25 protein-coding genes are annotated in these 25,414 nt (G+C 62.4%); 10 read left to right on the top strand and 15 right to left on the bottom strand.

Annotated elements, in window-relative coordinates; all coding sequences use genetic code 11:
* Positions 1 to 24: 24 nt before the first annotated feature.
* The 5 genes from NXC14_RS29370 to NXC14_RS29350 are packed head-to-tail and all read right to left on the bottom strand — an operon-like array spanning position 25 to position 5,941.
* Positions 25 to 969 carry an ABC transporter permease gene (locus NXC14_RS29370; RefSeq protein WP_085781536.1) on the bottom strand — a complete coding sequence of 315 codons (945 nt, stop codon included), beginning with the start codon at positions 967 to 969 and terminating at the stop codon, positions 25 to 27.
* A complete protein-coding gene (locus NXC14_RS29365) occupies positions 966 to 2,015 on the bottom strand; it encodes an ABC transporter permease (RefSeq protein ID WP_085781535.1) in 1,050 nt (349 codons plus the stop codon). Before NXC14_RS29365 ends, NXC14_RS29370 begins: the two co-directional genes overlap by 4 nt.
* Positions 2,005 to 3,537, bottom strand: coding sequence for an ABC transporter ATP-binding protein (locus tag NXC14_RS29360; protein ID WP_085781534.1), 1,533 nt, complete (start codon positions 3,535 to 3,537; stop codon positions 2,005 to 2,007). Before NXC14_RS29360 ends, NXC14_RS29365 begins: the two co-directional genes overlap by 11 nt.
* Positions 3,534 to 4,946, bottom strand: coding sequence for an amidase (locus tag NXC14_RS29355; protein WP_085781533.1), 1,413 nt, complete (start codon positions 4,944 to 4,946; stop codon positions 3,534 to 3,536). Before NXC14_RS29355 ends, NXC14_RS29360 begins: the two co-directional genes overlap by 4 nt.
* Positions 4,947 to 4,954: 8 nt before the next feature.
* Positions 4,955 to 5,941 (bottom strand): BMP family protein, encoded by a 987-nt coding sequence (locus NXC14_RS29350; RefSeq protein WP_085781532.1) that lies wholly within the window; start codon positions 5,939 to 5,941, stop codon positions 4,955 to 4,957.
* Between the two features lie 236 nt (positions 5,942 to 6,177).
* Between NXC14_RS29350 and NXC14_RS29345 the strand changes: the two genes are divergently transcribed.
* A complete protein-coding gene (locus tag NXC14_RS29345) occupies positions 6,178 to 6,855 on the top strand; it encodes a lysophospholipid acyltransferase family protein (protein ID WP_245362255.1) in 678 nt (225 codons plus the stop codon).
* The gene (locus tag NXC14_RS29340) at positions 6,852 to 7,781 is read left to right on the top strand and encodes a phosphatidate cytidylyltransferase (RefSeq protein WP_085781531.1); all 930 of its coding nucleotides are present in this window, start codon (positions 6,852 to 6,854) and stop codon (positions 7,779 to 7,781) included. Before NXC14_RS29345 ends, NXC14_RS29340 begins: the two co-directional genes overlap by 4 nt.
* 18 nt (positions 7,782 to 7,799) lie before the next feature.
* Here NXC14_RS29340 and NXC14_RS29335 read toward each other — a convergent pair whose 3' ends face one another.
* The 5 genes from NXC14_RS29335 to NXC14_RS29315 all read right to left on the bottom strand — a co-directional run bounded on the left by NXC14_RS29335 (position 7,800) and on the right by NXC14_RS29315 (position 11,873).
* Positions 7,800 to 8,123, bottom strand: coding sequence for a chaperone modulator CbpM (locus NXC14_RS29335; RefSeq protein ID WP_085781530.1), 324 nt, complete (start codon positions 8,121 to 8,123; stop codon positions 7,800 to 7,802).
* A gap of 2 nt (positions 8,124 to 8,125) precedes the next feature.
* Positions 8,126 to 9,040, bottom strand: a complete 915-nt coding sequence (locus NXC14_RS29330) for a J domain-containing protein (RefSeq protein WP_085781529.1) — start codon at positions 9,038 to 9,040, stop codon at positions 8,126 to 8,128.
* Between the two features lie 90 nt (positions 9,041 to 9,130).
* On the bottom strand, positions 9,131 to 9,577 hold the full coding sequence (locus NXC14_RS29325; protein WP_085781528.1) for a universal stress protein: 447 nt from the start codon (positions 9,575 to 9,577) through the stop codon (positions 9,131 to 9,133).
* Between the two features lie 264 nt (positions 9,578 to 9,841).
* On the bottom strand, positions 9,842 to 10,666 hold the full coding sequence (locus NXC14_RS29320; protein ID WP_085781527.1) for a phosphoenolpyruvate hydrolase family protein: 825 nt from the start codon (positions 10,664 to 10,666) through the stop codon (positions 9,842 to 9,844).
* Between the two features lie 10 nt (positions 10,667 to 10,676).
* A complete protein-coding gene (locus NXC14_RS29315; protein WP_085781526.1) occupies positions 10,677 to 11,873 on the bottom strand; it encodes a Tm-1-like ATP-binding domain-containing protein in 1,197 nt (398 codons plus the stop codon).
* A gap of 131 nt (positions 11,874 to 12,004) precedes the next feature.
* Here NXC14_RS29315 and NXC14_RS29310 point away from each other — a divergent pair, with 131 nt between their 5' ends.
* From NXC14_RS29310 to yghU, 7 genes are all read left to right on the top strand, one after another.
* Positions 12,005 to 12,670 carry a GntR family transcriptional regulator gene (locus NXC14_RS29310; RefSeq protein ID WP_085781525.1) on the top strand — a complete coding sequence of 222 codons (666 nt, stop codon included), beginning with the start codon at positions 12,005 to 12,007 and terminating at the stop codon, positions 12,668 to 12,670.
* A 179-nt stretch (positions 12,671 to 12,849) separates the two neighbouring features.
* Positions 12,850 to 14,103, top strand: coding sequence for an extracellular solute-binding protein (locus NXC14_RS29305; RefSeq protein WP_085781524.1), 1,254 nt, complete (start codon positions 12,850 to 12,852; stop codon positions 14,101 to 14,103).
* A 59-nt stretch (positions 14,104 to 14,162) separates the two neighbouring features.
* Positions 14,163 to 15,098 (top strand): sugar ABC transporter permease, encoded by a 936-nt coding sequence (locus tag NXC14_RS29300; RefSeq protein WP_085781523.1) that lies wholly within the window; start codon positions 14,163 to 14,165, stop codon positions 15,096 to 15,098.
* Positions 15,095 to 15,922 (top strand): carbohydrate ABC transporter permease, encoded by an 828-nt coding sequence (locus tag NXC14_RS29295; RefSeq protein ID WP_085781522.1) that lies wholly within the window; start codon positions 15,095 to 15,097, stop codon positions 15,920 to 15,922. The genes NXC14_RS29300 and NXC14_RS29295 overlap by 4 nt, the downstream gene beginning before the upstream one ends.
* Before the next feature lie 2 nt (positions 15,923 to 15,924).
* Positions 15,925 to 17,016 carry a Gfo/Idh/MocA family oxidoreductase gene (locus tag NXC14_RS29290; RefSeq protein ID WP_085781521.1) on the top strand — a complete coding sequence of 364 codons (1,092 nt, stop codon included), beginning with the start codon at positions 15,925 to 15,927 and terminating at the stop codon, positions 17,014 to 17,016.
* A 14-nt stretch (positions 17,017 to 17,030) separates the two neighbouring features.
* Positions 17,031 to 17,411: a cupin domain-containing protein gene (locus NXC14_RS29285; protein WP_085781520.1), complete on the top strand. Its 381-nt coding sequence runs from the start codon at positions 17,031 to 17,033 to the stop codon at positions 17,409 to 17,411.
* A 154-nt stretch (positions 17,412 to 17,565) separates the two neighbouring features.
* Entirely contained in the window at positions 17,566 to 18,441 is an 876-nt protein-coding gene (gene yghU / locus NXC14_RS29280) for a glutathione-dependent disulfide-bond oxidoreductase (protein WP_085781519.1), read from the top strand.
* Between the two features lie 83 nt (positions 18,442 to 18,524).
* Here yghU and NXC14_RS29275 read toward each other — a convergent pair whose 3' ends face one another.
* Genes NXC14_RS29275 through NXC14_RS29255 form a run of 5 tightly spaced genes read right to left on the bottom strand, consistent with a single transcriptional unit; the run spans position 18,525 to position 24,484 of the window.
* A complete protein-coding gene (locus tag NXC14_RS29275) occupies positions 18,525 to 20,039 on the bottom strand; it encodes an ABC transporter substrate-binding protein (protein WP_085781518.1) in 1,515 nt (504 codons plus the stop codon).
* 19 nt (positions 20,040 to 20,058) lie between these two features.
* Positions 20,059 to 21,759 (bottom strand): ABC transporter ATP-binding protein, encoded by a 1,701-nt coding sequence (locus NXC14_RS29270; RefSeq protein ID WP_085781517.1) that lies wholly within the window; start codon positions 21,757 to 21,759, stop codon positions 20,059 to 20,061.
* Entirely contained in the window at positions 21,756 to 22,607 is an 852-nt protein-coding gene (locus NXC14_RS29265; RefSeq protein WP_085781516.1) for an ABC transporter permease, read from the bottom strand. Before NXC14_RS29265 ends, NXC14_RS29270 begins: the two co-directional genes overlap by 4 nt.
* Positions 22,604 to 23,542, bottom strand: coding sequence for an ABC transporter permease (locus NXC14_RS29260; RefSeq protein WP_085781515.1), 939 nt, complete (start codon positions 23,540 to 23,542; stop codon positions 22,604 to 22,606). The genes NXC14_RS29265 and NXC14_RS29260 overlap by 4 nt, the downstream gene beginning before the upstream one ends.
* Before the next feature lie 51 nt (positions 23,543 to 23,593).
* Positions 23,594 to 24,484, bottom strand: coding sequence for a proline iminopeptidase-family hydrolase (locus tag NXC14_RS29255; RefSeq protein WP_085781514.1), 891 nt, complete (start codon positions 24,482 to 24,484; stop codon positions 23,594 to 23,596).
* A 129-nt stretch (positions 24,485 to 24,613) separates the two neighbouring features.
* Here NXC14_RS29255 and NXC14_RS29250 point away from each other — a divergent pair, with 129 nt between their 5' ends.
* Positions 24,614 to 25,408 carry a LuxR family transcriptional regulator gene (locus NXC14_RS29250; RefSeq protein WP_085781513.1) on the top strand — a complete coding sequence of 265 codons (795 nt, stop codon included), beginning with the start codon at positions 24,614 to 24,616 and terminating at the stop codon, positions 25,406 to 25,408.
* Positions 25,409 to 25,414 lie beyond the last annotated feature (6 nt).

Below are 25,414 nucleotides of genomic sequence, written 5' to 3'. Positions count from 1 at the left end.
GGAGCCTCGTTGGATGTGGTGGTTTTAGCGCTCGCCGCGGCGATAGGGCTGCATGAGCGCCTGCGGAACGCGGGCGCGGCGGGCCATCACGGCAAGCGCGGCAATGGAGAGGATATAGGGCGTCATCAGGAAGAGCTGATAAGGCACGAGCCCGCTCAGCACGGTCTGCAGCCGAAGCTGAAAGGCATCGAAGAAGGCAAAGAGCAGGGCGCCGAAAAGCGCGCGGCCCGGGCGCCAGGAGGCGAAGACAACGAGCGCGATGCAGATCCATCCGCGTCCCTGCACCATGGTCGGGAAGAAGCTGTTGAACGCCGACAAGGTCAGGAAAGCACCGCCCATTCCCATCAGTGCGCTGCCGATAATGACTGCGCCGTAACGCACCTTCATCGGGTTGACGCCCTGCGCTTCCGCCGCATGCGGGTTCTCGCCGGTCATGCGGATCGCAAGCCCGACGGGCGTGCGGAAGATGATGTAGGCCATCAAGAGGGCGATCAGCATCGCAAGATAGGTCGGCGCGGTTTGCGTGAAGAAGGCGGGGCCGATAAACGGTAGCGTCGAGAGGCCGGGAATGGCGATCGGCTGGAACGGCGCGATGGTCGGCGGAGTGTTGGCAAGCGGCACGATCAGCCGGAAGACATAATAGCTGAAACTTGACGCAAAGAGCGTGACGCCGAGGCCGGAGACATGCTGGGAGAGGCCGAGCGTCACTGTCAGCCCCGCATGCAGCAGGCCGAAGACGCCGCCGGCTATCGCGGCAATCAGCAGGCCGGTCCAGAGATCGGCGCCATGATAGACGGAAAGCCAGCCGATCATCGCCCCAAAGGTCATGATGCCTTCGATGCCGAGATTGAGCACGCCCGCCCGTTCGCACAGCAGGGCGCCGAGCGTGCCGAAGATCAGCGGCGTGGCGATCCGCAGGATCGCCGCCCAGAGGCCGGCGGAGGCGATAATGTCGAACAATTGCGTCATCGCCGGATCCTGTACTGGGTGAAGAACAACGCGATCAGCATCGTCAGCAGCGACAGCGCCACCGTCACATCGGCGATATAGGTCGGAATGCCGAGGCCACGGCTCATGCCGTCGGCGCCGACGAACATGGTGGCCGTAAAAATCGCGGCGAAGACGACGCCGAGCGGATTGAGGTTGGCAAGCATGGCGACGACGATGCCGGCGTAACCGAAACCGGGCGACAGATCGGTCGTCACGTAACCCTTGACGCCCATCACCTCGATTGCGCCGGCGAGCCCCGCAAGCCCGCCGGAGAGACAGGCGACCTTCACCAGCGTTTTGCCGAGGGGCACGCCTGCGAAGACCGCACCGGCAGGATTGAGGCCCGCAGCGCGGGACTGCATGCCGAAGACGGTGCGGGACTGGACGAAATGGACGACGACGGCAAGAGCGATCGCGATCGCAAAGCCGATATGCAGGCGCGATCGGGCGAGCAGTTTCGGCAGCATGGCGTGATCGCTGACGGATTGCGATTGCGGCCATCCGAAGGCGAGCGGATCCTTGAGAACGCCGTCGATCAACATCGAGACGAAAAGCACGGCGATGAAGTTCAGGAGCAGGCTGGTGACGACCTCATCGACGGAAAAGCGCAGCCTGAGCCACAGCGGAACCAGGATCAGCACCATGCCGGCGACGGCGCCGATCAGCAGCAGGAGCGGGATGAGGATGGGCGCGGGGAGATTGCCAAGTAGCTTCGAACTCGCCGCAGCGACGGCGATGGCGCCGAGGTAGAACTGGCCCTCGGCGCCGATATTCCATAGCCGCGCCCGAAAGGCGACGGCGGCCGCAAGCCCGGTCAACATCAGCGGCGTTGCCCGCGTCAGTGTTTCGGTCGCCGAAAGCCGCGAGCCGAAGGCGCCGGTCAGGATGCGCCGGTAGGCATCGAGAACGGGCGCGCCGGCAATCGCGATCAGGATGCCCGCCAGAGCCAGCGCTGCGATGACCGCAACGACAGGCGTGAATATCAGCAGGGAAAGCGGGCGGTGCTCGCGGCGCTCAAATCGCATGGCCGGCCCCTGGAGTTTCCTGCCATTCACCGGCCATCATCAGCCCCAGCCTGCGGGCGTCGGCGTCTTCAGCCTCGACGGGCGGCGACAGGCGGCCGCCGACGATCGCCTGTATGCGGTCTGCAAGTGCGATCACCTCGTCAAGATCCTCCGAGATCAGCAGCACGGCGGTTCCCTGCCGGCGGGCTTCGAGCAGGCGTGCGTGCACGGCGGCGACTGCACCTTCGTCGAGGCCGCGGGCAGGCTGCGCGGCAATCAGGATACGCGGCCGTCGATACAGGCTGCGCCCGAGAATGAGCTTTTGCATATTGCCGCCGGAAAGCAGCCGAGTGCGAATTGCCGGGCCGCCGCCGCGAACGTCGAATCCGTCAATGATCTCCCTCGCGAAAGCCATGCCCGCCTTGCGGTTGACGAGACCACGGCGCGAAAAGGCCGGTGAGGCGATCCGCTCCAGCACGGCGTTTTCCCAGATCGCCATTTCGCCGATCACACCCTCGTGGTTGCGGTCCTCGGGAATGCGGCCGATGCCGGCTTCGACGACATCGGCGACGCCGAGATTGCCGATGGTTTCCCCGAACAGCTTGAGCTCGCCGGCGCTGCGCGCCAGCGTACCCGACAGAACATGCGCCAACGCCGCTTGGCCATTGCCGGAAACGCCGATAATGCCGAGGACCTCTCCCTGATGCAGCCGAAAGCTGATCGATTTCAGCCGGTCGACCCCGCCCGTGCGCACCGTTACACCGGCAGCTTCGAGGACAACGGCGCCGGGTGTCGATGGTTCGCGAACGGGCCGTGTCACGCGGCGTCCGACCATCAATTCAGCCAGCTCCACCTTGCTCGTGTCCGATGCCCTGCGTTCGGCGACCATCTTGCCTCCGCGCAAGACGACGATGCGGTCGGCCGCCGCCATGACCTCATCGAGCTTGTGCGAAATGAAGATCAACGACAGGCCCTGGCGGGCCATCTCCTTGAGCGTCGTGAACAGTCGCTCGGCCTCGATGTTGGTCAGCACCGCCGTCGGCTCGTCGAGGATCAGGATGCGGGCGTCGTTGTAGAGTGCCTTGAGGATTTCCACCCGCTGCTGCTCGCCGACCGACAGATCGCCAAGGCGGGCTTCCGGGTCGACCGTGAGGCCGAAGCGTTCGGAAATCGCCAGGAGCTTCTTGCGCGCCGCCGATGTTGCCGACCGCCAGGACCACAGTTTTTCAGTGCCGGTCATGACATTTTCGAGGACCGTCAGATTGGGGGCGAGCGAAAAATGCTGGTGCACCATGCCGACACCGGCGCGGATTGCCGCGCGTGGCTTTCCCTGCGGCACCTCCGCGCCCTCGATCAGAATTCGCCCGGCGTCCGGCATGTAATGGCCGAAAAGGATGCTCATCAGCGTCGTCTTGCCGGCACCATTCTCGCCGAGCAGGGCCACGATCTCGCCCCTCGCGAGCGTCATGGAAATATCGTCATTGGCGAGATTGTCGCCGAAGCGTTTGCTGACACCGATAATTTCCAGAACAGGCCCGGTCATGTCGCCAATCCTGCGACCGGAAAACGGTGCTGCCATAGCGCCTCGGCCTCCAGGCGTGCCGCCAGCGACAGGAGGCGTGGCTCCTGGCCCATCGACGCTATGAGTTGCACCGGCAGCGGCATGGCGTGCTCATCCTGTCCGAAAGGGAGCGTCAAAGCAGGGAAACCTGAGATATTGGCCAGACAGGCAACCGGCGCAAATGCCGCCATGCGTTCGAGATGCAAATTCGTGTCGGCATGATCGGACGGAAAGGAGCCTATCGCAAGAGGCGCGGATGCAAGCATCGGCATCAGGATGCAATCGACCTTATCGAACAGTGCCCAAAGGGCGTGGCTCACCAGAACGGCATCGTTCAGCGTGTTCCAGAGCATAGACGCCGAAAGCGCCCGGCCGCGCGCCGCGAAAGCCTGCGTGAGAGGCTCGGCTCTGCTTTCCTCAAGAGCCGCCGCCTCGATGAGTGCGGAAAGGTTGACGGAAACGATATCGGCAAAGGCGCGGCGGCTGGCGGCGATGCTCCATTCGAAATCGGCCCACGCCAAAGGAACGATGACGTGTCCGTCGCTCTCCAGCATGCGCGCCGCGTCTTCGACGGCGGCAAGCCGGCTACCCTCGGTCGGATAGGTCGGCCCGGTATCGGTCAGCAGGCCGATCCGCAGACGGCCGTTGTCGATATCGGTGGGGGCGGGATCCGGAACGGGTCCGCGGGAATTGCCGCTCAACCGGTCGAAAATCAGCGCCGTATCCCGCACCGAGCGACAGACCGCCAGTTCGCTGGCAATACCGGCGAGGTGGTTGCCGAAGGATGGACCGCCGGGAATGGCGCCGCGGGTCGGCTTCAGTCCGACGAGGCCGCAACAGGCGGCAGGCACACGGATTGAGCCGCCGGCGTCGGTGGCATGGGCGATCGCGACGATTCCGGCAGCAACCGCTGCCGCCGCGCCGCCGGATGAACCGCCAGCGGTGCGCGCCGGATCGAGCGGATTGCGGCAGACCGGTCCAATTGCCGGTTCGCTGGCGAGCGATAGACCGAATTCCGGGCTCGTCGTCAGGCCAAACGGGCAGAAGCCGGCGTCGCGAAAGCGAAAAGCGAGATCGGAATCGGTTTCGCCGCCCTTTCTTTCCAACAGGCGGGAACCCGCCGTGACCGGCAGCCCTCGAAAGGGACCGCCAAGATCTTTCGCCAAGGTCGGCACGCCGGCAAAGGGCCGGGCAGAGAAATGATCCGGCGCGCTCCGCCGCTCCCGGTCGCTGGCGTGTGCGGCGGCGAGGCCCATGGCGGCATCGAGATAGGCGATCGCGCCGAGCGACTCACGCCGTGCAGCTCTCTCAAGAGAGGCCTGCATCGCTTCCGCAGCGCTCAGGCTGCCGCGCCTGATCGCTGCCGCCAGCTCCGTTGCGTCGCCCTGCATGGACCGAACTACTTCGGCTCGTCCATCATCTTCGGAACTTCGAAGGTGCCGGCCTTGATCTCCGCGCGCTTGGCTTCCATCGCGGCTTCCGCCTCGGCAGGCGCCACGCCCTTGACGAAGACGATATCGCTGCCGCCTTCCTTCATCAGGCCGTAGGATGTGTAGTTTCGGCCCACCGGTTTGCCGGCGGCGACATCGGCGATCGCGGCATTCAGGATCGGACGGAAGTACCACATGGCATTGGCGAAGACCGTATCCGGATAACGCGGCGTATAATCGATCAGCGAGCCGACCGACCTGATGCCGCGTTCCTTGGCGGCGTCGGCCGTGCCGATGCGTTCGCCGAACAGGATGTCGGCGCCGGCGTCGATCTGGGCAAGGCCAGCTTCACGGGCCTTCGGCGGATCGAAGAAAGTGCCGATGAATGCGACGAGGTGTTTTGCATCAGGGTTGACCGCCTTGACGCCGGCGGCGAAGGCGTTGATCAGCATGTTGACCTCGGGAATCGGAATGGCGCCGACCGAACCGACGATGTTCGACTTGGTCATCTTGCCCGCAAGCATGCCAGCGAGATAGGCGCCGTCGTGATTCCAGGTGCCGAAAACACCGAAATTGTCGCCGGCTTGCTCGCCGCTCGAACCAAGCACGAAAGCGGTATCGGGATAGTCGGCCGCGACCTGACGGGCCTCCTTCTCCACGGCATAGGCCTCGCCGATAATCAGCTTGTTGCCCTGTTCGGCATATTCGCGCATGGCGCGGGGATAATCGGTGCCCGAGACGCCTTCGGAGAAGACATATTCGATGACTCCGTCCTTGGCCGCGTCCTGGAGGGCCTTGTGCAGGCATGAGTTCCAGGCATTTTCAACCGGCGACGCATGGATGCCGGCAACTTTCAGGGGCGCAGCCGCCCTTGCTAGCGAGGCGAAGCCGCTGACGCCAAGCGCAATGCCCGACGCGATCACTGCCCGGCGTGAAATCAACATGTCTTTGGTCATTGATTGTTCCCCTTTTTTTACCAGCTGGTTCAAAAATCATAGTAGCGCCTAAAAACGTGTCAAGCAGTGAACCGGGTCAAAAATCAGGCTAATCGGCCGCAGCAGCCTGGCTGAATGAACGAGACGTCCTAGGTCTGCATGCCCGGTGCCGCCGTGCTTCTCGGGCCGGATCTGCAGGGCTTGGCGCGACAACTCCGGCACGCTATGCATAGAACCGTTGGGTTGGGGAAATTGAAATGGGTGAAGAAGAAGACGCCTCGCGGCGGCCGATCGCGAGCCGGTCGTCGTCCTGGGCGATCGCCCTCGTCCGTCGCCTTCTCGTGCTGTTCGTGCGGATCATGGTCGGCGCCCGAAGCGAGTGGCGGGGCTGTACGCCCGACCTTCGCCGCCGCATCTATTTCGCCAATCACAACAGCCATGTCGATACTGTTGCCGTCATGGCTGCCCTGCCGTGGCCGGTGCGACGGCTGACCCACCCGGTCGCGGCGCGCGATTACTGGGGAACGAGCGCCTTTCGGCGTTTCATTGCCGAGAAAGGCCTGCGCGCCGTCCTGATAGACCGCAAGCCTCTGCCCGACAGCAACCCGCTGGAGCCGGTCGAGCGCCTGCTGGAGGAGGGGTGCTCGGTCCTGATCTTCCCGGAAGGAACGAGAAGCTCCAGCGAGGAGATCGCCCCGTTCCGCAGCGGCATCTATCGTCTTGCCTGTCGTTTCCCCGATGTCGATCTCGTGCCGATCCATCTCGACAATCTTCAGCGCATCTTGCCGAAGGGAAGCTGGCTCATCGTGCCGATCACCTGCACGGCCCGCTTCGGCAAGCCGCTGCGCGTCGAACCGGGCGAAGGAAAGGACGCATTCCTGGCCCGCGCCCGTGCAGCAGTCATCGAGTTAGCGGACGGAAAGCACATCGCATGAGCAGCTTTTTCTCCATCGTGCTTGCCGCAATCCTCGGCCTGCTGGCCGTCGCCTCCGCTACTGGTTTCATCCTTCAGCGGCGCGCGACCGAGCCCGGATCCGTCGCCACCGTGCATAACCTCAATGCCCGCATCCGCTCATGGTGGATCATGGTCGCGATATTCGGCGGTGCGATCCTGCTCGGCGACACCGCTGTGGTCGTCCTGTTCGCATTCCTGTCCTTCATGGCACTGCGCGAATTCTGGACGCTGACGCCATCGCGGCGCGGCGATCACCTGGCGCTTTTCCTGTCCTTCTTCGTTGTCCTGCCGGTGCAATATGTGCTGCTCGGGACTCTATGGTACGGCCTCTTTTCGATCTTCATCCCGGTCTATGCATTCCTAATCCTGCCGGCAGTGGCGACCCTGACGGGCGACGTAAACGAATTCCTGGCGCGCACCGCCAGGGTGCAATGGGGATTGATGCTGACGGTCTATTCGATCAGCCATGCCCCCGCGCTCCTGATGCTGGAGACCGGCACGCCGCCCGCCCTGCTGCTCGTCTATCTCGTCATCGTGGTGCAGCTCAGCGACGTCTTCCAGTATGTCTGGGGAAAGCTCCTGGGGAAACACCGCTTCTCGCCGAACATCAGCCCATCGAAGACGCTTGAAGGCCTCTTCGGTGGCGGCGCATCGGCCATACTGGTGGGAACGCTGCTCTATCGCCTGACGCCGTTCTCGCCTCTGCAGGCCGCAGCCGTCAGCACCGTCATCGTCGTCGCCGGCTTCTTCGGCGGCTTCGTGCTCTCCGCCATCAAGCGCGATCTCAACGCCAAGGACTGGGGTTATGTGATCGAGGGCCATGGCGGGGTGCTCGATCGTCTCGACTCCATCACCTTTGCCGCGCCGCTGTTCTTCCACATCGTCCGCTATTGGTTCACGACATAGACACGAGCTGCGGCCTAGTCAAAACTGTTCGAGATCCTCAAGACATTCTAACAACCGCCGCTGGACATCGCGTTCCTGCCTGGAGATGGCGGTCATCAGCTGACTCATTGTTCCCCTGATTCCATGAAGCTGATCGACCAGATCCATGACGACGTCGACGCCGGCTTCGTTGACGCCCATATTGCCCATGAGATCCAGAATTAACCGGGCGCGGGCGACATCGGCATCGCGAAACTGTCGCTTTTCGCCTGAGGTCTCAGGGATCAGCCAACCCTGTTCGACCCAGAAATCGAGCTGGACCACATCGATTTTCAAGTAAAGACGGAACTCATGATCATCCATGATCAGGCCTCCATGTTCTTCCTCGGATCGTATGGATGCGCCGCCGCCCACTCCTTCACCAGGGACGGCAGCCGTTCGTCAGGTTGGTCGGGCAACACGATCTTCAAGGTGACGTAGATGTCGCCATGCCCGCCGCCGCGTTTCGGAACGCCCTTGCCCTTCAGGCGCAGGACTTTCCCGGTGTTCGAATGAGGCGGCAGCGTCAGATTGACTGGGCCGGAAGGCGTGGGGACGCGAAGCTTGCCGCCGAGCACCGCTTCGCTGAGCGAAATCGGCAGCTCGAGGCGGATGTCGTCGCCGTCGCGCGTGAAGAAACGGTGCGGGCGCACATGAATTTCGATGAGCGCATCGCCCGCCGGCCCGCCGCCGATGCCCGGTTCACCCTTGCCGCGCAACCGCAAAGTCTGGCCGTCGCGCGTTCCTGGCGGGATCCCGACCTCGAGCGCGGGGCCATCGGGGAGCTTGACCTCGGTTCTGGTGCCGTTGATGGCCTCGAGAAAATCGACCTCCATGGAGAAGCGCCGGTCCTGGCCCTGGCTGCGCGCCCGGCCGCCGCCGGTACGGCGCGAAAAGAAGCTCGCAAAAATGTCATCGGCATCGCCGAAGTCGGCAAAGCCGGCGCTGTTGCGATAGGGATTATCGGCGCCGCCGGCCGAGGCATAGTCGCGATAATAGTTGCGCTGCGCCCGCTCGGCGCCTGTCATATCGATCTCGCCGCGGTCAAAGCGTCCGCGCTTTTCTTCGTCGCTCAGAATCTCGTAGGCGGTCGAAATTTCCTTGAAACGTTCCTCGGCCTTCCTGTCGCCTGGGTTCAGGTCGGGGTGCAATTTTTTGGCAAGTTTACGGAACGCGCTTTGAATATCCTTTTGCGACGCATCCCGTTTCACGCCCAGAAGCTCATAGGGATCCTGGCTCATGCATGTCTCCGCTCAGGCAGCCAATTCTGCCGTTGATTTGGCTGTGATATAGGTTGTCAAGGCGCCGGCGGGGAGGGGAGGCCCTGAGACTCAGAAAACGGCTTCGTCTTCCTGCGGCTGATCGGGACGCCGATCGATGAGGACCGAGCATCCCGCGCGACGCATGACCTTTTCGACAATCGAAGAAAAGACGTAGTCGGTGATATCGGTGACATGCGATGACAGCAGGATGAGATCGGCCGATTTTTCAGCGGCGGCCGATACGAGCATGGAGGCCGCAACGCCAATGCGAACCTCGATAGTTGCCGGAACACCCAGTTCCCTGCAGAGCGATACGAGCTTCTTTTCAGCCTCGGCCATCGCCGTCGTTTCGAACTCCTCCGGAAGATCCATGAGGTGGCGGTGCGGAATGTTCTCGATGACATGCAAGACGACAATGTTGCCGCCGTGGTCCAACAGCGCCGCCGCCCGACGCAGGAGGCGGATTGCCGTTTCCCGGGAACCCATGCCGATGCCGCAGATGATCGTTCGATACATTGAAACCGATATCCCGAATGCGAATAGCCGCACCGATCATACCGGCACCCGCGACCTCCGTTTTGACCGATATCAAACACAAATGCCGCGGCATCGCAACGCATGAACGGCGGTCGTCTTCGGAATGGGCTCGCGGCTGATCGTTCAGTTGGCGGCATGGCCGTCGGCAATAGTTTTACCGCGATGTCGTCAACCATCGAGATTCACATGCCGGCGCCCCACAACGAGGCGCCGGCGGCTGGCATGCGGCCGGTCCAACCGCGCTTATATCCTGGCGAAGTCCTCGACCTGCGCGCGGATGGCGACCTCGGTCGGCAGCCGCTCCATCGAACTTGCGCCGTAGAAACCGTTGCATCCCTTGCAACGGGCCAGCACGTAGGCCGCATCCGCCGGCATGGCGATCGGGCCGCCATGGCAGAGCACGATGACGTCGTCGCGTACCGACCTCGCGGCGTCCGACCATGCGTTGATCTTCTCCACGCATCCGTCAAGCGTCAGCGCCGTTTCCGCGCCGATCGCGCCTCCCGTGGTCAGGCCGAGGTGGCAGACGACGATATCGGCGCCGGCCTTGGTCATGGCGGCGGCGTCATCGCTGCTGAAGACATAGGGTGTCGTCAGCATATCCTTAGCGTTCGCACGGGCGACGATGTCGATTTCCAGCTCAAAGCCCATGCCGGTCTCTTCGAGATTGGCGCGGAACGTTCCGTCGATCAGCCCGACCGTCGGAAAATTCTGGACGCCGGCAAAGCCCATAGCCTTCAATTCGTCGAGGAAGTGATCGGGCAGCATGAAGGGATCGGTGCCATTGACGCCGGCAAGCACCGGCGTGTGGCGCACGACCGGCAGCACCTCGCGGCCCATTTCTTTGACGATTTCGTTGGCATTGCCGTAGGCCAACAAGCCGGCCAGCGAGCCACGCCCGGCCATGCGATAACGGCCGGAATTATAGATCACGATCAGGTCGATGCCGCCGGCCTCCTCGCTCTTGGCCGAAAGGCCCGTGCCGGCGCCGCCGCCGATGATCGGCCGGCCCTCGGCGATCTTGCGGCGAAGCTTGTTCAGAATGTCGTTTCTATCGATACGGGACAAAACTCTCTCCTCAGGCAGGGATGTCGTGGAAGCTGGCGACGAGTGTCGCGGCAAATTCCGGACTGTTGATATGGGTATCTATCTCGACGAGACGTCTGTTTGGCGCGTCGCGCCAGCCGGTCCGGATGGCGGAAAACAGCGCGGCGTCGGCTTCCGGATCGTGGAACGGCTGACCGACGGCATCGATTGCCGAGACGCCCTGAAGCGGCAGCAGGAAGCGGACCGGGCCCTGCATGAGGTTGAGCCGTTCGACGATGAAAGCGCCGATCCTGCCGTTTTCCTCCGGCGTGGTGCGCATTAGGGTCACCTGCGCATTATGGACGTGAAGCCTGCGGTCGCGGAAAGCCGCCGGCACCGTTTCCCGCGCGCCGAAATTCACCATGTCGACGGCGCCGACCGAGCCGACATAGGGCAGGCCGGTGCGGATGATTGCGCCGAAGCGATCCTCGGTCGCGGGAAAGACGCCGCCGACAAGGAGATCGGGAACCTCGGTCGTCGTCACGTCGATCACGCCCTGCAGCAGACCTGATTCAGCGAGCTTCTCCATCGATTGGCCACCGACGCCGGTCGCATGGAAGACGTAGACTTCATGGGTCTTGCCGAGCATCTCGCGGACCTGGGTCACGCAAGGCGTGGTGACGCCGAACATGGTCATGCCGATGCCCGGCCGATCATCCGTGGAGGCGGGAACGGGGTTGCGGGCCATGCCGGCCGCGGCATTGGCCGCATTCCCGATCACTCTGCGTGAAATCGCATTCAGACCGGCGATGTCGACGACCGAATACATCATGGTCAGATCATTCGGGCCGACATAGGGCGCCACATTGCCTGAGGCCACCGTCGAGACCATCAGTTTCGGCAGGCCGATCGGAAGCGCCCGCATCGCCTCGGTCACCAGCGCAGTATTGCCGGTACCGCCGAGGCCGAGCACAGCGCCGATATCGTTGCGTGATTTCAGGTAACCCGTCAGCGCCTTGGCCATGGCCGAAACCGCCGTTCCCCGGTCAGTCTGCCCGAGCACGGCCGCAGCACCATCCGGATGAAATGCCGCGACGTCGCGCGCTGGAATATCGGCGCCCGCACCCTCACCAAGCGTGCCGACATCAATCAGAACGGCCTCGGTTCCGGCTGAAAGAACCACCTCCCTGGCGTAGTTCAGTTCAGCGCCCTTGGTGTCTGAGGTGCCGACGATATAGACCTTTCCCATTGGTGTTCCTCCCCTTTTGGTCCAGCTCCCGCTGATCTTCCAACAAAATTCCCCGTTGTATATTTTCCATATTGTATATTCTTCCGTATATTGCATACTTAAATCGCGAATGCCAGACGGAAGTGGAGACCATGAACGCACCGCGCCACCTGACCCTTCGAGAGCGGATCTACGAGGAAATCGTTCGGCTGATCGTTTCCGGCGAACTGCCGAGCGGCGTCTCCATCGACGAAAAGGAACTGACGGAACGCCTGCAGGTCAGCCGCACGCCATTCCGCGAAGCGATCGGCACGCTTGCCAAGGAAGGGCTGATCGAGATCAAGCCTTATCGCGGCTTCTTCGTACGCAGCTTCACGCCCAAGGAGATCGACGACCTCTACGAGCTGCGCAAGACGCTCGAGTGTTTCGCCGTCGAGCTCGCCGTTCCGCAGATGAGCGACCGGCATATCGCCGGTTTCGAACGTATTCTGGATGAGGCAGTGGCGGCGCTGCGCCGCGGCGACATGGCGACCTACGGCATCCGCGACAAGGAATTCCACGAGACGATTGCCGAGCTTTCGGGAAGCGCCCCGTTGGTCGAAACCTTGGCACGGCTCGCGCTGCAAATCCAGATCTGCCGCTCAATCGCCAATGAGAGCCGCGATCTCGCCGAGCGGGCAGCCGAGGAGCGCGATCAGATCCTGCAGGCTTTCCGGTCGCGCGACATAACCCGCGCCAAGGCGCTGATGCACGCGCATATCAGCGACGTTCAGCAGGCCGTCATGGCGCGCTTTCAGAAGGAAAATCCGGCGCGCTAAAGCAGTCGCGCAAAAGTGTGCAGCGGTTTTGCGGTTACGACATGCGGAAACCAAAAACCTAAGCGTGGAAGCGAATTTGAAAGATCGCGACACCCGTGGCCTGATGGAATGAAGGAGAGGGGGGTCTCCTTTTCAACAAGCGAAAAACGTGGCCGTGGAGCGGCCCAGGAGGAGGGACAATGCTGAAATTTCTTGCCCGCGGAACGGCACTGGCGGCGATGATCGCCGCAAGTTCACCGGCGCATGCCGAGACCCTGAAGATGTGGGGTCCGGAACAGATCACCGAACCGCTGGTCGCCCAGTTGTGGAACGGCATCAAGGCCGATTTCGAAAAGGCCAATCCCGGTGTGACAGTCGAATTCATGCCGCCGACCGGCACGATCAGCAACGGCGCGGTGCAGGCAGCGATCCAGTCGGATGCCGGCCCCGATGTAATCCTCACCAATTCGGGCATCGGCCGCGTCAGCGTCGTCAAGAATGCCAAGCAGGTCATGCCGCTCACCGAACAATATGAAAAGCGCGGCTGGAAGGATGAGATCTACCCCTGGCTTTACACCGAACTGAAAGGCCAGTTCGGCGGGGAAATCTACGAAGTTCCCGATGGGCTCGATGCCCTCGGTATCTGGTATCACAAGGATCTTTTCGAGCAGGCGGGCTGGAAGATCCCGGCGACCTGGGCCGAGTTCGAAACGCTGATGAAGTCGATCGAGCAAAGCGGCCTGCAGCCGATCGCCATCGGTCCGCGCACGCCGGGCAGCGCCGGCCATCTTTTCGGCAATCTCCTGCAATCGGCGAGCGGCAAGGACGTGATCGGCAAGGCGCTGCGCCGCGAGATCGCCTTCAGCGATCCTTCGGTCGCCGCCGGCGCCATCCGGCTGCAGAAGCTGGTCGAGGCGGGCTACATCAAGAAGGAAATGGCGGGTCTCGACCTCGACGGCGCCTCACGCCTCTGGTTCAACAAGCGCGCCGCCATGTTCGTTGCCGGCCCCTGGTTCACCGCCAATGCCCGCAAGGCCGGCTATGACCTCGCCAATGCCGGTTATGCGCCCATGCCTTCCGACATCAAGGGGGCTGATATCCCGACCGGCGGCGTCGGCTGGAGCTGGCTGGTGCCGGTTAACTCCAAGCAGCCGGAGCTTGCGATGAAGTGGATCGACTTCATGCTGTCGGATGCGGTGATGAAAAAGCGGGCGCAGGACCCGGCAAGCACGATGATCTATCCGCGTGAAATCCCCGGCGTAGAACCACCGACCCCCGTTCTCAAAGATATCTTCGCGGCAGCCGCCGGCGGCGTCGGCTACAATCCGAGCGTCTATCTGCCCGGCCCCGTACTCGACACTTACTTCCAGGTCATCCAGGGTCTCATCTCCGGCCAGATCGGCGGCGAGGACGGCATGAAGCAGATCCAGGCGAAGATGATAGAGGCGAAATAGTGGCCATTCCAGAAACGCCGGGAAGCAAGGCCGTGGCTCCTCTTAGCACTGCACCTGCCATGGCGGGACATACGGGCGGCAAGCCCGCCCCTATGTCCAAACGCCGGGCGGCAGGCTCGGCTTCGCCCGATGGCGATGCCGGCACCGCATTCTGGCTGATGGCGCCGGCGCTCGCTCTCTATGCCCTCTTCACGCTGCTGCCGATCGCTGCCACCTTCTGGCTGAGCTTCAACAGTTCCGCCGGCTTCAATACCTCCGCGAGTTTCGTCGGCGTCGACAACTACGCCAAGGCGGCGCAGGATCCGATCGTCTGGAAGAGCCTCGGCCATACCTTCATCTGGCTGGCCTACCACGTGGTGATGGCAGGCGGGCTTGGCCTTCTGCTGGCGCTTGCGGTCAGCAGGCTCAAGATCACGCAGGTCTTCTTCCGCACCGCTTTCTTCCTGCCGCATCTGGTCTCGCTTGCCGTGGTCGGCGTCATCTGGGCCAATATCTACGACCCGTTTTTCGGGCTGCTGAACACGGCGTTGACAAGGATCGGCCTCGGCGCCTTCACCCAAGGCTGGCTTTCCGATCCCGCCCTGGTGCTGTTCTCCGTCAATGTCGCAAGCTCGTGGCAGGGGTTCGGCCTTTACATGCTGCTCTTCATCGCCGGCCTGCAGAATATCGACCACTCGCTCTATGACGCGGCCGAAGTGGACGGCGCCAACGCTTTCCAGAAGCTGATTTATGTGACGCTGCCGGGGCTTCGCGAGGTCATGACCTTCGTCGTCTCGCTGGCGATGATCAACGGCCTGAAGGGCTTCGCCACGGTCTTCGTCATGACCAACGGCGGGCCTTTCTATCAGAGCGAGCTGATCACGACCTATATCTACCGGCTTGCCTTCCAGTCCCAGGATCACGGGCTTGCGGCGGTGCTCTGCATCCTGCTCAGCCTGCTTGCGATCGCCATCACCATCGTCTTCAACCGCTGGCGCGCGAGGCTCTCCCAATGAGTGTGCGCAGCCGCGAATGGCCGGTGGCGCTGGCGCTGACCCCGGTCTTGATCCTGATCCTCTCCCCCTTCGTCTGGCTGCTGATATCGAGCTTCAAGACCGAGGCCGAGATCGGCCGGGCCGATCCCTTCACCTGGCCCGCCGACCTGATGTGGCGGAATTATCTCGACGCCTGGCAGATCGGCGGTTTCGGCGACCTCGTCGGCAACAGCCTCATCAACCTCGTCGGCGTCGTCGCCCTCTCGCTCGTCACCTGCGCGCCGGCTGGTTATGCCCTTGCCAAGATCCGTTTCCCCGGCCGGGAATGGCTGTTCTATGCCTTCATCCTCGGCCTCACCGTGCCGGTCCAGGCGATCGTCATCCCGCTCTACCAGGTGCTCTTCGGGCTGAACCTCGTCAACACGCTTGCTGGTATCGTGCTGGTCCAGGTCAGCAACGGCATTCCCTTCGGCATTTTCCTGATGCGAAGCTTCTTTATCGGCGTGCCCGACGATCTGATCGAAGCCGCCAGGATCGACGGCGCCTCGCATTTTCAGATCCTCACCAAGGTCTTTCTGCCGATCTCGACGCCGGCGGTGCAGGCGCTCGTCATCATCACCGCGCTCTCCACCTGGAACGACTTCTTCCTGCCGCTGATCGTGCTGATCAGCCCCGAAGTGCAGACGCTGCCGCTCGGGCTGGTGCGTTTCGTCAGCACCTATGCTTCCGACTACCGTCTGGTCTTCTCGGGAACCGTGATTTCGTTCCTGCCGATCATTCTTCTCTACATCCTGATGCAGCGCCGTTTCACCGAGGGGCTGACGCAGGGAGCAATCAAAGGCTGACCATGTCGCATCATGTCCAGCGGGAAATCCGCTACAATTTCGAATTCGATCACCGCATCAAGGCCTGCTTCATCGGCGCCGGCGGCCATGCCTACCGCAATGTCTATCCGGCGCTGCGCTATGCGCCCGTGGACCTCGCCGGCATCTGCGATCTCGATATCGGCCGCGCCGAGAAATTCGCCAAACTCTTCGGCGCCGGCAAAGCCTATACCGACCATCGCGAGATGCTCATGTGGGAAAAGCCGGACCTGGTCTTCCTCGTCACCGCCTATCATCCCGACGGCCGGGTGCAGGCGACCGACCTTGCGCTCGACGCACTTGCCTCGGGCGCCCACGTCTGGATGGAAAAGCCGACGGCTGCGAGCCTGGAGGATATCGAAAGGTTGCAGGCGGCAAGTACGGCGGCCGGCCGTATGGTGATGACCGGCCTCAAGAAAACCTTCTTCCCGACGATTGAGAAGCTCAAGGACCTGATCGGCTCGCCCGGTTTCGGCAGGCTGACCTCGATCAACGTCCGTTATCCCCAGAGCCTGCCGAGACCGGAAGACCGCGCCGATCTCGTCAAGATGCAGAGTTTCCTCGACCATATCTACCATCCGGGCGCGATCCTCAATTTCCTCGGCGGTGAGATCGAGCGCGCTGGCTATGAATGGGAGCCGTTGACGGGCGCGAGCGTCACCAGCCTGCGCTTCCGCTCCGGCGCGATCGGCACGCTGCATTTTGCCGCTGGCCAGTCGGGCGGCAGCATCTTCGAGCGGGTCGAAGTCATCGGCGAAGGCGCAAACGCCATTGTCGAGAACGGCAGCCGACTGACTTATTTCCGCAAGGCGGACCTGCCGTCCTACGGCCGCGCCGCAAGCTTCATCCAGCCGGACGAGAATGCGGCGCTGTTCTATGAGCCCGAACATTCGCTCGGCCAGCTCTACAACAACAACCTCTTCTATCTCGGCTATGTGCCCGAAATCCTGCACCTGACCGACGCGATCCTTGCCGGCACGCAGATATCAAGGGGCACGCTCGAAATCGCCCGCGAGATCATGAAGCTCTTCGAATTCTACAGACGCACGGATGCCGGCGTCACTTCCAATCTTTGACCGGAGGCACAGTCTTGAACGAGACCGACATCATTTTCAGGAAAGCCGGCGGCGAATTCATGCCGACCTCCTGGGGCGAACTCAACTGGAAGATCACCGGCGACGGCACGCCCGGCGCCGAGATGACCTTCGGCACCTGCCGCATCAGTCCCGGCGAGCGCAACCAGTTGCACTCGCATCCCGATTGCGAGGAGATCCTTTACGTCGTTTCAGGCAGTTGCGAGCACAAGCTTGGCGACGCCCTTTATCGGCTCGAAGCCGGCGATGCGATCCGCATCCCCCGCAACGTCAGGCACTGGGCGCGCGCGCTCGGCAGCGAACCGCTCTTCGCCCTGATCATGTTCTCCTCCGGCACCAGGACGGCGGTCAACCATGAAGGCGAGGGCGCGGCCTGAACCGGTCATTTTCCGCAACTCTGCCAAGCTCTGACGTTTGCGTGAAACCATTCCGACAGCTGTGACAAACCCTCATCACCTCTGCTATGTCAGGAAAAATGCGGCGACCCAACAGGCGTCGCGCTCTGTCCGATCAATGCCAGGAGTTTGAAAGATGAGCGGTACCTCCGACTATATCCCCCCGAAAGTCTGGACCTGGAACAAGGCGAATGGCGGCCAATTCGCCAATATCAATCGCCCGATAGCGGGACCGACACATGAGAAGGAGCTTCCGATCGGCCGTCATCCGCTGCAGCTCTATTCGCTCGGAACGCCGAACGGCCAGAAGGTCACGATCATGCTCGAGGAACTGCTGGCCCTTGGCCATAGCGGTGCTGAGTATGACGCCTGGCTGATCAAGATCGGCGAGGGTGACCAGTTCGGCAGCGGCTTTGTCGCCGTCAATCCCAACTCCAAGATTCCGGCGCTGATGGACCGCAGCGGGCCGAAGCCGATCCGCGTCTTCGAATCCGGCGCCATCCTCACCTATCTCGCCGAAAAATTCGGCGCCTTCCTGCCGACTGAGCCGGCCGAACGCGCAGAATGCCTGTCATGGCTGTTCTGGCAGATGGGAAGCGCGCCCTATCTCGGCGGCGGCTTCGGCCATTTCTACGCCTATGCGCCCGTCAAGATCGAATATGCGATCGACCGCTTCGCCATGGAAGTGAAGCGTCAGCTCGACGTGCTCGATCGCCGTCTTGCCGAAAGCGAATATGTGGCAGGCAGCCATTATACGATCGCCGATATTGCCATCTGGCCATGGTACGGCGGCCTGGTGAAGGGTTGGAGCTACGGGGCGGGCGAATTCCTGCAGGTCGAGGACTATAAGAACGTGTTGCGCTGGGCCGACACTATCTACAGCCGGCCCGCCGTGCAGCGCGGCCGGATGGTCAACCGCCTCTCCGGCGACCCGTCGAGCCAGTTGCACGAGCGTCACGACGCCAGCGACTTCGAAACCAGAACGCAGGACAAGCTCGCGGCAGCCGAATAAGCAAGCCGATCATTCACTTGTCGCGGCAATGAACGAGGCTCCGCGGCCCTAAAGGCGGCGGAGCCTTTGCATGCTGCACGAACTCAGTTCTTGACCGTGTCTTCCAGAAAGAAGCGGCCGAGCGGGTTCTGGTGGAAGTTCTCGATATTCTTGCGCGAGACGTTGATGTAAGGGCTATAATAGAGGTCAATCCAGTTGACGTCGTCCTTGGCCATTTTCTGCAGATTTACATACATCGCTTCGCGCTTCTTCGGATCGAGCTCGAGACGCGCCTTGGCGACCAGTTCCTTCACTGCCTCGTTCTTATAATTGGTCAAATAGTTGTTGTTGGAATCGTGGCCGAGGACGAAGGTGGTCTTCTGGTCCGGGTCGAGAATATCGTTGGTCCAGTAGTTGACCGAGATGTCATAGTCGCCGGCAACGAGCATATCCCATTCCTGGCTCGGGTCGACCTTCTGTAGATTGGCGGTGATGCCGGCCTTCTGTAGCTGCTGCTGGACCAAGACGGCCGTCTGCTCGTCGACTTCGTCGCCGGCACGCACCACGTAATTCAGCGTTAGGTCGGAGGCTCCGGCAGCAGCCAGCAGCTCCTTCGCCTTTGCGGGATCATAGGGCCGCTGCAGGTTGTCGGCGTAGTAATAAAGCGCACCCTTCGGAATGTAGGAATTGGCGACGGTGCCCTGGCCGAAGGTGACGGTGTCGACGATCGCCTTCTTGTCGATCGCAAGGTCCAAGGCCTGGCGAACTTCCTTCTTGCCGAGCGCGCCATGCGCGTGATTGATCAGCAGATGGTCCTCGCGTGTCGATGCGTCGATGGCGACATTCAGATTCGGATCCTTCTTCAGCTCTTCCACGCGGGAGAAGGGCACGAAAATCGCAGCGTCGAGCTCGCCGGCCTGAACGTTCAGCATGCGGGTGTTGTCATCGGGCACCGAAATCCACTCGACGCCGTCGAGCTTGACGCGGTCGGCTTCCCAGAAATTCGGGTTTTTCTTGAGGATGACGCGGTCGCCGCGCCGCCATTCGTCGACCACGAAGGCGCCGGATGCGATCGGCTTCTCGCCATACGCATCGGGTCCCAGCGATTCCATGCCCTTCTTGGAAATGACCGAGGCATTGGGCAGGGCCAGCGTCGAGAGGAAAGGCGCGGACGGATTCTTGAGCTTGATCGTCAGCGTATGCGCGTCGGTCGCAACCGCCGTGTCGATCACTTTGTAGGAATCGCTCCAGAGCGAGGTAGGGTCGTCGCGGATGCGCAGCAGGCTGTAGGCCGCATCTTCCGCCGTCAGCGACGAACCGTCGGAGAATTTCGTGTCGCGGATCTTGAGCGTATAGGTCAGCCCGTCATCCGAGGCGGTCCAGCTTTCGGCCAGCCCCGGCTCCAGCTTCGTGCCTGTCTTGTCGACGCGGATCAGCACATCGTAGACATTCGAGAACACCCAATTGTCGATGTTCTGCGCGGTCTTGATCGGATCGAATGTCGTCGAATCCTCGCGGCGGCCGATGGTGAGCACACCGGCGGCCTCGGCATAGCTCGCACTCAGCGTCAGGCCAGTGAGCATGGCGGCGAGCCCGATTGATTTCCACCTGTTTGTCATCAGTTCGTTCCCTTCTTTGTTATGGCATGCGTTTGATGGATATGGATTGCGGCTCTTCCCTGCGGCCGGTGCCTTGCAGCAGCGGCTTGTCGGGATCGATGTCGGGAATGGCAGCGATCAGCGCCGCGGTGTAGGCATGCTTCGGCCGCGCGAAGACCTCGTCGGAGCGGCCCTCCTCGACGATCTCGCCGCGATACATCACGACGACGCGTTGGCAGAGATTGCGCACGATCGCCAGATCATGGGCGATGAAGACCAGCGTGAGGTTCATCTTGGCGGTGAGCTGGCGGAAAAGCTCGATGATCTGCGCCTGGATGGTGACGTCGAGGGCCGCCACGCATTCGTCGGCGATGATCAGCTTCGGCTCGACGGCGAGCGCGCGGGCGATGCCGGCCCGCTGACACTGGCCGCCGCTCATGCTGCGCGGTTTGCGCTCGGCGAATTCGCGTTCGAGACCGACGAGATCGAGCAGCTCGCCGATGCGTGCCGAGATATCGACGGCGGCGACCTTACCTTGGACCTTCAATACCTCGGCGAGCATCTGTCCGATCGTCAGCCGCGGGTTCAGTGCATTGTAGGGGTCCTGGAACACCATCGCCGTTTCGCGCCTGAGCTTTGCAAGGCCCGCGCTCCTCTGCTGCGCGAGATCGATGCCGTCGAACGTGACGTGGCCGGCAGAAAGCGGCGTCAATCCCAGCACGGCGCGGGCAAGCGTACTCTTGCCACTGCCGGATTCGCCGACAATGCCGACCGTCTCGCCAGGCATGATCTGCAGACTGACGCCGGCAACGGCGCTGATCGTCTTGGCACTGCCCTTGAACAGGCTGCCGCCGCCCCTGAAGCGCACATGCAGATCGTCGATTTCCAGCAAGGGTCTCGCCGGCCGCCTGACCTCGGCAAGCTCGAGCGTCGGTGCGGCTATCCCGCCCGGCAGCGAAGGATGGCTGTTGATCAGGTTGATCGTATAGGGATGCTGCGGCCGCGCCAGGATGGCCCGCTTCGGCCCCTCTTCGATGAGCTTGCCGCCGCGCAGCACGGCGATGCGGTCGCAGGTCTGGGCGACGATGCCGAGATCGTGGGTGATCAGAATGATCGACAGGCCGCGCTGGTCGCGAATGTCGATCAACAGCCGCAGGATCTGCGCCTGGATGGTGACGTCGAGCGCCGTCGTCGGCTCGTCGGCGATCAGGATTTTCGGATTGCAGGACAGGGCCACACCGATCATCGCCCGCTGCCGCATACCGCCGGAAAATTCATGCGGGTAGCTATCGTACTGGCGCTTCGGATCGGGGAAGCCGACCTGCGCCAGGATGTCCGTCGCTGCCGCGCGAGCCTCGCGGGCGCCGAGACCCTGATGATAGCGGATGCCCTCGGCGATCTGGTCGCCAATGCGCATCACCGGATCGAGATGGCTGGTCGGGTTCTGGAAGATCATGCCGATCTCGCCGCCGCGCACCTTCAGCATCTCGCCATCGTCGACCCGCATGAGATCGCGCCCTTCGAGCAGCACGCTACCGCTTTCGATCGTCAGCAGCGAGGAGGGCAGCAGGCGCACCAGCGAGCGGCAGAACAGGCTCTTGCCCGAGCCGCTCTCGCCGACGAGGCCGAGAATTTCACCGCGGCCGAGGTCGAGCGAGACCGCATCGATGAGCGTTCGCGGGCCGGAATCGAGATGCGCCCTGACGGTGAGATCGCGGACGGAGAGCACGGACCCGCTCATTCGTGCACTCCCAGCAATTCGCCGAGCGCGTCGCCAAGCATGCTGAAGCCAAAGGCGAGGCAGACGATGGAGAGGCCGGGAAACAGGGTGATCCACCAGGCTGTGGTGATGAAGCTCTGCCCTTCGGCGACCATGACACCCCATTCGGCGATCGGCGGCTGGACGCCGAGGCCGAGATAGCTGACGGCCGCGCCGCTGAGCAGCACCAATGTCGCATCGGACATGGAAAAGACGATCGAGCCGGCAATCGCGTTCGGGAGCAAGTGCCGGAACATGATACGCGGGCGGCTGAAGCCGAGGCTGACGGCGGCGACGGCGTAATCGCTGCCCTTCAGCACCAGCATCTGCGCCCGGATCAGCCGCGCATAGGAAACCCAGCCGACCAGCGCCATGGCGATGTAGAAGCTGCCGAGCCCGGGGCGAAGGATCGCGATGATCGACAGCATCAGCACGAGAAAGGGAAAGGCAAGAATGATATCGACCAGACGCATGAACAGCGCGTCGACGACGCCGCCGAAAAAACCGGCGATCGTGCCGACCGTCGTGCCGATCAGAAAGGGGAAGACGACGCCGATCAGCGCCATCTGGAGATCGATGCGCGCACCCCAGATGACGCGGGAAAGGATGTCACGGCCGAAATTGTCGGTGCCGAAGGGGTGAAGCAGCGAAGGCGCCTGCAGGCGCACCTCGGCATTCTGCATGATCGGGTCATAGGGCGCGATAAGAGGCGCGCCAAGCGCCAGCAGGATGAAGAACAGCAGCACGCCGGCGCCAACGGCAAACATCGACCGCCGGCCGAGAAGGCGGCGCCAGCCAGGGGACGCGGGTGCTGTCGCCTCGATGCTCATAGCTTCACCCTCGGATCGACGGCAACGGTGACGATGTCGGCGATGAAGTTGATCAGCACGGTGGCGCAGGCAAAGACCATGGCGACGCCCTGCACCACCATATAGTCACGCGAAAAGATCGCCCTGACGAGGAGCTGCCCCATGCCTGGCAGCGCAAAGACGCTCTCGACCACAACCGTGCCGCCGATCAGCCAGCCAATGTTGACGGCGAGCAGGTTGATCGTCGGCACCAGCGAATTCGGCAGCACGTGCCGCCAGAAGACGATGGCTTCGGGCATGCCGCGGGCGCGCGCCGCCGTCGCGACATCCGATCTCAGCGCCTCGATCATTGCCGCCCGCAGGCTGCGCGTCAGCACCGTCGAGAGCGAGAGCGCCACCGTCAGGCTCGGCAGCACAAGATGCGCAAGTTTTTCGCCGAGGGTCGCGCCGTAGCCAGAAACCGGCAGCAGGCCGAGCTCGACGCTGAAGAGGATGATCAGCATCAGCCCCAGCCAGAAGGGCGGGAAACCGATACCGAAGGTCGAGACGATGCGCACCACATGGTCCGGCGCACGGCCGGCATTGCGCGCGGCGATCGCCGCCATCGGCACCGCGATCAGGACCGACAGGATGACGCTGGCGGCAACAAGCGCGAGCGTCGGCTCGATGCGGGTCGCGATCAGCTTCAGCACGTCGATCTTGTAGAGGATCGATTTGCCCATCTCGCCATTGGCGAGGTTCTTGAGGAAATAGACATATTGCAGCCACATCGGCTGGTCGAGACCGTATTGGGCGCGAATATTGGCAAGTGCCTCCGGCGTCGCCCGCGTGCCGAGGATGTTGCGTGCGGGATCGCCAGGGATCAGCCGAACCAGAATGAAGGTGATGACGCTGATGCCGAAAATGACCGGCAGGAACTGCAGCGGTCGGGTCAGAACGAATTTATAGCGATGCATGACGGCGCTCGCCCCTCTGTCTTCGTCCGGTTTGAGCCGCTTTCATTTGCATCAGGCTGCCTTGTGCCGGTCGAGGAAATCGAGAAGCGCCGGATAATAGTCCTGCGGGTTCTCGTAGAAGGGCATGTGGCTGGCATTGGCGAACACCCGGAGCTCGGCATTTGGCAGCGCGAGCTTCATCCTGAGAGCGCACGCCGGCGTCAGCTCGTCATGCTCTCCCGTGGTGATCAGCACCGGCAGCGTCAGCCGAGGCAGATCCGGGATGCGGTTCCAGTCTTTGAGGTTGCCGATATAAAGAAACTCGTTCGGCCCCTGCATCGTCGCGTAAGGCGCCATGTTCCAATCGTCGAGCGAGCGGCGCACCGGTGCCGGCCATTCGGCCAGGCGGCAGACATGGCGGTAGTTGAGGATGGTGACGGCAGCGAGATATTCCGGGTGGTCGTAAGTGCCCTGTGCCTCGTGCTTCTGCATCATCGAGACGGTCTCGGGGCCGAGTGCTGCCCGCAGCCGCTCCAGTTCCGTAATCAGATGCGGCATATCGGCGACGGTATCCTCGAGGATCAGTGTCTTGAGGTTTTCGGGATAGGTCAGCGCATAGTCGATCGCGAGCCACCCGCCCCAGGAATGGCCAAGCATGTGGACCTTTCCGAGCCCGAGCGTCTTGCGCACCGTTTCGGTCTCCTCGACATAGCGGCCGATCGTCCAGAGCGACAGATCGTCCGGCCGGTCGGAGGCGCCGGTGCCGAGCTGGTCGAAGGCGACGACTCGGTAGCCTTGGTCGATCAGGCAGGAGTGCGCCTCGCGCAGGTAATCACAGGGCAGACCGGGACCGCCGTTCAGGCAGAAAACCGTCTCGTTGCCGGTTCCGAAGCTATAGGCGACGACGCGATAGCCACCGACATCGATCTCAAATCGCGCGTCCGGCTGTATTTCACGCCACATTGATTGCTCCAGCAGAAAATACCCCTTGCTCAATATTTGGGCGTGGTTAATTTTTTACCGTAAATCGCGTTCCGTGCCAGCTATAAGAAGTGATAGGGTAGGGCGCCACGCCGAAACCGGGAGCAGCCCATGCTTGACGACATCGGAACGATCAGACGGCAGTTTACAGCGCATGAAACGCTGGACGGCCGGATCGACCAGGCCTTCGAGGCGATGAAGCAGCTGGGCTTCGAGGCTCTGATCTACGACTATACGCCGGTGCCCTACGACCTTGACGGCGCGATCATGATCCCGTCGCTGCTGAAGCTCCGGAACATCGCCGAAGATATGCACGACTATTGGTTCGATCGCGGTTATTTCCGCATCGACCCGGTGCAGCAGGTGGCGCTGCGCAGCAGCGCTCCGTTCTTCTGGAATTACGACACGAATGCCGACACGCTGATCAACCGCTTCATGAACGACGACACCGCACCGGTGACGCGCTATTTGAGTGAACGCGACATGTCGACCGGTGTCACCGTGCCGGTGCATATGCCGGGAGGCGATTATGCGACGGTCACCGGCATCCGTTTCCGGGGCGACCGCGATTTCGAACGGCATGCGTTGCGCGCTATCGCCGACTTCAACCTGCTTGCCCACGTCTTCCATGAGAGCGCCTATTCGCTTTTCGACAAGAAGGCTCGCAGCGTCGGCACCATCCGCCTGACCGAGCGGGAGCGCGAATGCCTGCGCCATTCGGCGGAAGGCTATTCCGCCAAGGAAATCTCGCGCATCATCGGCCGTTCCGTTCCGACCGTGGTCATGCATCTCAACGCCGCCGCCAAGAAACTCGGCGCCCGCAACCGTACCCAGGCCGTCGTCCGCGCCACCCATTACCGCCTGCTCGATGAGCATGGCCGATCATTGCCATCCTATAACTTGTGATAGCTG

Source organism: Rhizobium sp. NXC14, from assembly GCF_002117485.1.
GTDB lineage: Bacteria > Pseudomonadota > Alphaproteobacteria > Rhizobiales > Rhizobiaceae > Rhizobium.
Note: the sequence above shows the minus strand (reverse complement) of the source record. Positions and strands in the feature narration are given on the sequence as shown.